10 protein-coding genes are annotated in these 7,086 nt (G+C 37.5%); 2 read left to right on the plus strand and 8 right to left on the minus strand.

Annotation, left to right across the window (positions count from 1 at the left end; all coding sequences use genetic code 11):
• Positions 1-109 precede the first annotated feature (109 nt).
• Genes B5D46_RS11505 through B5D46_RS11520 form a run of 4 tightly spaced genes read right to left on the minus strand, consistent with a single transcriptional unit; the run spans position 110 to position 2,512 of the window.
• On the minus strand, positions 110-808 hold the full coding sequence (locus B5D46_RS11505; protein ID WP_078929571.1) for a thiamine phosphate synthase: 699 nt from the start codon (positions 806-808) through the stop codon (positions 110-112).
• Positions 801-1,109 carry an MTH1187 family thiamine-binding protein gene (locus B5D46_RS11510; RefSeq protein ID WP_078929572.1) on the minus strand — a complete coding sequence of 103 codons (309 nt, stop codon included), beginning with the start codon at positions 1,107-1,109 and terminating at the stop codon, positions 801-803. The genes B5D46_RS11505 and B5D46_RS11510 overlap by 8 nt, the downstream gene beginning before the upstream one ends.
• 32 nt (positions 1,110-1,141) lie before the next feature.
• Positions 1,142-1,981: a hydroxyethylthiazole kinase gene (gene thiM / locus B5D46_RS11515; protein WP_078929573.1), complete on the minus strand. Its 840-nt coding sequence runs from the start codon at positions 1,979-1,981 to the stop codon at positions 1,142-1,144.
• Positions 1,982-2,020: 39 nt separating this feature from the next.
• Positions 2,021-2,512, minus strand: a complete 492-nt coding sequence (locus B5D46_RS11520; RefSeq protein ID WP_078929574.1) for a hypothetical protein — start codon at positions 2,510-2,512, stop codon at positions 2,021-2,023.
• Between the two features lie 316 nt (positions 2,513-2,828).
• Here B5D46_RS11520 and B5D46_RS11525 point away from each other — a divergent pair, with 316 nt between their 5' ends.
• Positions 2,829-3,926 carry an ABC transporter substrate-binding protein gene (locus B5D46_RS11525; protein ID WP_078929575.1) on the plus strand — a complete coding sequence of 366 codons (1,098 nt, stop codon included), beginning with the start codon at positions 2,829-2,831 and terminating at the stop codon, positions 3,924-3,926.
• 71 nt (positions 3,927-3,997) lie between these two features.
• Here B5D46_RS11525 and B5D46_RS11530 read toward each other — a convergent pair whose 3' ends face one another.
• The 3 genes from B5D46_RS11530 to B5D46_RS11540 form a co-directional block, all read right to left on the minus strand.
• Positions 3,998-4,519 (minus strand): chemotaxis protein CheW, encoded by a 522-nt coding sequence (locus tag B5D46_RS11530; protein WP_078929576.1) that lies wholly within the window; start codon positions 4,517-4,519, stop codon positions 3,998-4,000.
• Positions 4,520-4,752: 233 nt separating this feature from the next.
• Complete coding sequence (locus tag B5D46_RS11535; protein ID WP_143675682.1) at positions 4,753-5,136, minus strand: hypothetical protein; 384 nt, start codon at positions 5,134-5,136, stop codon at positions 4,753-4,755.
• Between the two features lie 151 nt (positions 5,137-5,287).
• Positions 5,288-5,848, minus strand: a complete 561-nt coding sequence (locus tag B5D46_RS11540) for a hypothetical protein (RefSeq protein WP_078929578.1) — start codon at positions 5,846-5,848, stop codon at positions 5,288-5,290.
• 399 nt (positions 5,849-6,247) lie between these two features.
• Between B5D46_RS11540 and B5D46_RS11545 the strand changes: the two genes are divergently transcribed.
• Complete coding sequence (locus tag B5D46_RS11545; protein WP_078929579.1) at positions 6,248-6,751, plus strand: NirD/YgiW/YdeI family stress tolerance protein; 504 nt, start codon at positions 6,248-6,250, stop codon at positions 6,749-6,751.
• A 200-nt stretch (positions 6,752-6,951) separates the two neighbouring features.
• Here B5D46_RS11545 and B5D46_RS11550 read toward each other — a convergent pair.
• On the minus strand, positions 6,952-7,086 hold a 135-nt coding region (locus B5D46_RS11550), incomplete at its 5' end, for a transposase (protein WP_143675683.1).

A 7,086-nucleotide genomic window follows, 5' to 3' on the forward strand; every position in this document is an offset into this window, starting at 1 on the left:
CAAAATCGTATTTGAAAATTTCAATTCCCTAGAAATAACAAAATTCTATGTTTGAAAAATGAAAGAGGCTGACATACTTTTTAGCCAGCCTCTTCTGTTTCTGAAAGCTTTAAGATGCAAGCCAGGTTGAAACAAGCTCCTCTGAGGCTTTTTTAGGATCATCTGCAGACGCAACAGCAGATACAACGAAAAAGCCGTCTACACCTGTCTTTTTAAGAGCAGGTAAATCTCTAGTCTTTACGCCACCTCCGACCACGACTGGAATAGGACTGATTGAGGCTAGCTTTGTTAATTCATCAAAGGATCTGGTTATAACAACACCGTTTTCATCCAGTCCACAGTCTGGCTTTGTTGCGGTTTCATGCAGAGGACCAGCTCCGAAATAATCAATATCAGAAACATCAGCACTCTGCACATATTCAATCAGACTGGTTGTAGGAGCAGAAAGACCTACTATAGAATCCTCTCCTAAAAACTTTCTGCAGACATGAACAGGTATATCAGACTGACCAACATGGATACCGTCAACCTTAATACCCTCTTCTCTTGCAGCTAAAACCACATCCAGTCTGTCATCAACCAGAAGAGCCACGCTATCGGACTTACCAAGCTCAGCGATAGCTTTTGCGCAGTCTCTGCATAAAGCAATCATCTCTCTTGCAGATGCTACCTTTGATCTTACCTGCACACAGGTAAAGCCTTTTTCAACTGCCACCTTTACGATTTCCCCAACATCACGGTTATTGGTATTCTCTGGACCTATAACCAGATAAGCTGAGATATCAAGATTCTGTCTAATGTTACTCATTTATCTTTGCAATCTTCTTTTCTAGTCTTTCAATTTTGCCATCCATCATGTCTTTATAGCCTGGACGAACATCTGCTTTTAGAACAACCTCTGTTCTTATGCCCTTGTCAGCTAAAATCATGGTGGCTTCCTTTACAGTCTTCATTACCTCATCCCATTCACCTTCGATTTCAGTAAACATGGAGTTGGTTCTGTTCTTAAGACCTGATTTTCTGATGACATCTACAACCTTTGCAACGTCTGATGACAGTTCATCTCCGGTTCCGCAAGGTGAAATTGCAACTGCAACCAAGGTATTCATTATCTCTACTCCTGTATGTATTCTATTTGATCTTAGAGCTCTTCTGTTTCAACACAGATTTCACTATTGTCTACCTGCTCTTTGGTTATGCTGTAAAGATTATCTAAAAAAGCAACCTGGAATGAGGCTGGACCTGAACAGTTTTTCTGAGCATTCTCTGATGCAATGTTGTATACAGCTGATGCTGTAAGACCTGCAACAAAAGGAGACGCAACCGCTGCATAAACAGCAGTGACTCCTCCAAGAGAGCAGCCTGCTCCGGTAATCTTTGTACACATGGCAGACCCACCCTTTAGGATCACTGTATACTTACCATCGGTTACAAGATCCTCTTCACCTGAAATTGAGACTGAACCTTGAGTAAATCTTGCAACAGCAACCGCAGCTTTTCTTGCAGACTCAACAGAATCGGTTGCATCAACTCCTCGAACACCGTCCCTTGTAATTCCAGAATCAAGTTCCCATAGATTTGCAAGGGCTATAATTTCAGATGCATTACCTCTTATGACCGATGGAGGACACTCTTTCATACTCAGAAGAAGACTGCGTCTTAAAGCGCCGGCACCTATTCCCACAGGATCAAGTACCCATGGTTTGTTATTATCCTTTAATACTCTGATAACACGAGGCAGAGTTTCTGCATATACAGGAAGAAGTGTTCCCATGTTAATGTAGAAGCTGCTACCGATCGAGGCCAGAGTTTCAGCTTCATCCGGTAGATAAATCATGGCGGCAGAACCGCCTACTGCAAGCTGAGCATTTGCCACAAAATTGATGGTTACTGTATTTGTAATCGATGGTGTAAGAGGATTAGTCTCTTTAGCCTTTAAAACAGCAGCTAAAATCTGTTCTTTTAATTCCTGCTCTGTCATTTGAAAAAACCTGATATTAAAAAGTACGTATATGTATGTCTATTTCATGTTTTTAACAAAGAAATAAATCTGTTCTTCTGACAAAGGTGAATCTGAAGTCACTGCATAAGAGAAGTTAGCTTGTGACCAGATGGCAACACTAAATCCATCATCTCTCCCCTTTAAGGTGATGTCATATGAGCCAAACTTAGAAAGAAGTGTTTTGTTATAGGACCTGTAATCACCGGAGATATCTTCATTGCCCCTGGCTTTTCTCAGATACAGTTTTTTATCGCTCTCAGAGAATACAACCTGAAAAAGCATATTCTTAATGTACGAGATATCCTTTTTTGAATATCCATCAACAGACTGAGGACATATGAAGTCAAAACCGGCACCTGCAGCAGCTTCATCCATTGATGAAACATAGACAAAAGGATTTGGAATCATTACCGTATGTTCCCCATTAGCCTTTGGAGCATTACTGCAGCCATTGAAAAACATAACCGATAGAAAAGTTAAGAGAACGAAGGCTAGCTTTCCGATTTTCATATGATGACAATTTTCCTTTACAGGAAAAAATCTACTCCAAAAGTGTTTTCTGTTTGATTTGATAAAGATCATAGCAAATTTTCACCCTCGTATTTCAGCCTGCATTATTTCTTACCATGCTGTTTTTGTAAAATTATCTGAAAATAAAAAAATTTCTTAATCAAATAGTTAGATATTTGCTGTGGTCGACATTTAAATATAAATAATCAACTAAACTTGAAGGTTGAGGGGCTGTTTATCATCACTTTTCGCACTTCCTCATGACAATTAAAAAATAACTTTTTAACTTTACAACCTGACACACAAAGAGGATTTCATGATCAAGTTAACTCGTTTAATTAAGACGTTTTCTTTATGTTCTGTTCTTGTTTCAGGATTATCCTTTGCTGATGATCTGCCTTCGGTCAAGACAACAATGTTCCTAGAACAGGAAGGTTTTCTGATGTGGTATGCAAAGGAACAGGGATGGGATAAAGAGCTTGGCATCGACATTAAGCTGGAGATTTCTCGTACAAACGGTGTTGATGTGATGAACAAACACCGTGAAAATCCAGATGTATGGAATATTACCGCTGCAAGCAGTATTCCTTTCATTATCGGAAGCAGCAATATGGATCTGAAGATCATCGGTATGGCTTGCGATGATGGTCCATCAACCAGTGTCATGGTAAGAAAGGATAGTGATATTCTTAAAGTAAAAGGCTACAACAGGGATTATCCTGAAATCTGTGGCAGTCCAGAAACCATCAAAGGAAAAACTTTCCTGGTAAAAGGCATCTCCTCAGGTGCATACACCCTTGCAGCCTGGCTTGATATCTTCAACCTGAACTTCTCAAGTGTTGTAGTCAAGGATATTACAGGACCAGAGATTCTCAAGGAAATGGAGAACAAGAATGTTGAAGGTGCCGGTCTGTGGTCCCCTGATACCTATGAATCTGAATATATCGGATATCAGAAGGTTACTACCGCAGCCAATATTGACGAGTATATTCCTATCATGTTCCTTGCTGATAACAATTTCCTTAAGGACAATGAGGATACCGTTGCAAAATTCCTGGCTGTATACATAAGAGCCGTTGAAAAACAGCGAGAAGATGCTGCTCAGCTGGTTCCAAGCTATCAGAAATTCCTTAAACAATACACCGGAAGAGACTTTAGTGAAAGCGTCTGCCTTAAAGATCTAAAGGATCATAAAATCTATACTCTAAATGAACAGCTTTCTATGTTTGAAGCCAAGGATAACAAGAAGAGTGAGATTCATAAGATTCAGAGAGCCCTAACCGCAGGTTTAATGCTGATTATGAAGGATATGCCTTCCCAGAATCCAAACATCAGGATTGCAAATCATCTTAAGGATGATAGTTACATTACAGACAAGTACTTAAAACTTGCAAAAAAATATTCAAAATATTAGAAATCAGAGATTGTCAGGTTTGAGGAGAGCATTTAATGCTCTCCTTTATTTTTTTATGAATGATGATCAGTTTAGCAGATTCCTGCGCTGTATAGTTTTTCCTGTTCAGAGTGAATATCCTGTGCAGAATCATTCTCTGATTTAGAATTTAGAACGTCACTGATGACCTTATCAACATCAATCAGTTCAACTAGCTCATTCTCCTCCTGAACAGCACCAATCATATAGGTATCTGAACTGTCGATTTCTGATGGAAGAAGAGCATTGTCGTTAATATTTATGATGCGATCTGCTTTTGAAGCAAGGAAAGCGAACTTAGAATTACCAGATTTAACGACTACAATCAGACTCTGCTTAATATTCTGAGTCTTTCTACCACACAGAATCTCAGCCAGATCAATTACTGGAATAGTAACAGTATTGTGTATGGTTGCAACACCCACAACGTGCTTCTGCAGCTTAGGCATTACAGTAATTCTTGGACAAGGCATTACTTCCTGTACTCTGCTTACATGTACTGCATAACACTGTCTTGTTCCATTTAATCTGAATAGAAAAATTCCGTAGTCGTTTAAAACACTATAAGAGTTCATTTTAAATCCTATGCAAATCAGCTTTGCATGCCCGCATCATTCTTTAGTATATTTTTTAGATGAAAAATAAATTATTCATTTATGTTTTTCGAAGCGACATAATACTCTTTTTTTTGCGGTTATAAAGGGGAGAACTAAAAAAAATTTTGTGAAAAAAAATTAAAAGAATAAAAAAAAGATATTTATGGCGAAAAAAATCCCCTATTCGGGGTTAAGAAGGACAATAGAAATTTTTAATATTCTTTAGGATTAACACCTGCTTCTTCCTGCCATTTTGCTAATAGCATTTTTCTCTTTTCAGCATTAGTCTTGAGCTGTTCTTTATCTGTCAGAACCTGAATCTCTTCCTTCTTCAAAGTAGAGTATTCGTCACTGTAGTAACCTAGTTTTAATGCCTCACACTTATCTCTGAATTTCTGAGCATCATCGATCTTGTGCTCTAATTCCAATCTTTGAAGTCTAGCTCCCGGACTGGCACTATATCCAACAAGGCTCTTATCCGGACGACAGTACCAGTTGTTTGGCTCTAACTTAGCAGAATTCTCTCCACAACCAGTTAAAGTCATGCTAACTAAAGCAGATGAAATCAAAAAAAACATTCTAAATGAAGATTTCATAATGGCACTAAATTAACAGCAAGATAATCGAAAAAATTGTTTCACCCTCAGATTAGATCTAAATTAGATCTCCTCAGAGATTAGTAAATATCGTAAAAAAAGATGTCCAACATTGTTGTCGGACACTCTTTCTTTATTAAAAGAATACTTATTAGTTCTTTGCAAGTCCCTGCAGGATCTGATTTGCATTCTTAATCTGATCACTTGCACCGCTTACAAAGCTGTTGTACTGGCCCATGAAGTCCTGCAGCTTAACCATCTGAGTCTGGTTGTCGGAGTTGCAGTTCTCAGCCATGTGCTGAATCTGGGAGGTTATGGCTCTTATCTGTTCAGCTGTTTTGCCTTTGAACGTATATTTCTCTACACCATTGTTTAATTCATACTTTGAGAATTCCCAATTGGAGGTATCTACACCAAGAGCTCTGGCTTCAACATAAAACTGACCAAGAATCTCACCTCTCTTCTTTTTATCATCATCCCCATCTTTTGTAACAGCACCAAGCTGAGCATTCATTCTGTCAAGCAGATTATTCAGCTGCTTGGCTCTGTCATTCTGAGCCTTCATTTCAGCAATCTTGTTTTCAGCTTCCTTCTTCTTGGTTGCGCCAACCTCAAGCATAACCATAGCAGCCATCATCTGAATTGACATGCCTTCGAACTCAGTGCCCTTGATTGCGTTTACATATGAAGTTGAACCTACAGCAATAGTCATAATCGTATCCTCTCGAAGAAATTCTTTAACGGAAGCTGATTTAAATCGAATTCAGATTCCAATCTCTAACCTTTGACTTAAGTATAATATAAAAATTCTTAAAAAATGCATCTACTTTTACAAATGAGGTAGTTTTGTTGAAATTTGGAATAACTATCACATTTTTATCGTTTTTTTTTCGCTACATATTATTTTGTAGCCACATAAAATACATACATATTTCTATAATATGTACGAATTATCTTATTAGATTTTATTTTTTAATATCAAAAAGTTAATAAAATCATATTAAGAATTATTCTCAATAATTATATTATGTAATCTTCTATAAGTTTTCGCTAAGTTACTATTTTTATACTCAGATCATCTTATTCAAGATTATTGTTGAGGTAAGTAACCATGAAGAAAACAACCTTAGGCGTTATTTCTGCAGCTTTTATCCTTGCATCAAGTGTCGCAGTCGCAGATAACAATCAACATGGAAAATACCATGATGATGGCTACAGACATAATCAGATGGGAATTGCATGCGACATGAAAAACAGCAATCTTCCTAGAGGATTTGGGCTTGAGCTTAATGAGCTGACAGCAAAACAGATTTTATCTGACAGTAAAGAAGATGATATTGTACGAATCAAAGGTCGTTTAACTAAATATCTTGGAGATGAAAAGTTTGAGTTAACCGATAAAAACAACGACACAATTATTGTTGAACTGGATGATGATCGCAATTGGTCATATATAGAAAAGGATATGCCTATTGAGGTTATTGCCAAGGTTGATGACGAGAAAGTTACCAAAATTCTTGAAGTTAGATGCGCAAAACCTGACTTTGGTGAAAAAGGACCTCGTCCTCCACGTGCAAATGGACCACGCGGATTTGATCAGAAAGATGTTAAGTAAAGATTCCTGAATGTTTGTTGAGCGGAAGAGGCTGGCTAAAAAGTATGTCAGCCTCTTTCATTTTTCAAACATAGAATTTTGTTATTTCTAGGGAATTGAAATTTTCAAATACGATTTTGTTGAGATATTTATTTTGATTGGAGATTTTTAGAACTTTTAGAGAGATAAGGTAGGAAGCTTAAGGTATTTCTTGTTCTTTTTTAACTTATTACCGCATTCATTTCATTTCTTATATTGGCCCATTTTCTTATATTATGAGCCAGAGCCACAAGCCCAAATTCAATTATTACCTTCGCTTTAGATCGCAGTCTGAATCTTTTGAAACCGTGATTATA

The organism is Succinivibrio dextrinosolvens DSM 3072 (assembly GCF_900167015.1).
Classification (GTDB): Bacteria; Pseudomonadota; Gammaproteobacteria; order Enterobacterales; family Succinivibrionaceae; genus Succinivibrio; species Succinivibrio dextrinosolvens.

Excerpts from the sequence above, each read along its gene's own strand:
- B5D46_RS11505 (WP_078929571.1), bottom strand. The coding sequence starts at position 808 with ATGAGTAACATTAGACAGAATCTTGATATCTCAGCTTATCTGGTTATA.
- B5D46_RS11510 (WP_078929572.1), bottom strand. The coding sequence starts at position 1,109 with ATGAATACCTTGGTTGCAGTTGCAATTTCACCTTGCGGAACCGGAGAT.
- thiM (WP_078929573.1), bottom strand. The coding sequence starts at position 1,981 with ATGACAGAGCAGGAATTAAAAGAACAGATTTTAGCTGCTGTTTTAAAG.
- B5D46_RS11520 (WP_078929574.1), bottom strand. The coding sequence starts at position 2,512 with ATGAAAATCGGAAAGCTAGCCTTCGTTCTCTTAACTTTTCTATCGGTT.
- B5D46_RS11525 (WP_078929575.1), top strand. The coding sequence starts at position 2,829 with ATGATCAAGTTAACTCGTTTAATTAAGACGTTTTCTTTATGTTCTGTT.
- B5D46_RS11530 (WP_078929576.1), bottom strand. The coding sequence starts at position 4,519 with ATGAACTCTTATAGTGTTTTAAACGACTACGGAATTTTTCTATTCAGA.
- B5D46_RS11535 (WP_143675682.1), bottom strand. The coding sequence starts at position 5,136 with ATGAAATCTTCATTTAGAATGTTTTTTTTGATTTCATCTGCTTTAGTT.
- B5D46_RS11540 (WP_078929578.1), bottom strand. The coding sequence starts at position 5,848 with ATGACTATTGCTGTAGGTTCAACTTCATATGTAAACGCAATCAAGGGC.
- B5D46_RS11545 (WP_078929579.1), top strand. The coding sequence starts at position 6,248 with ATGAAGAAAACAACCTTAGGCGTTATTTCTGCAGCTTTTATCCTTGCA.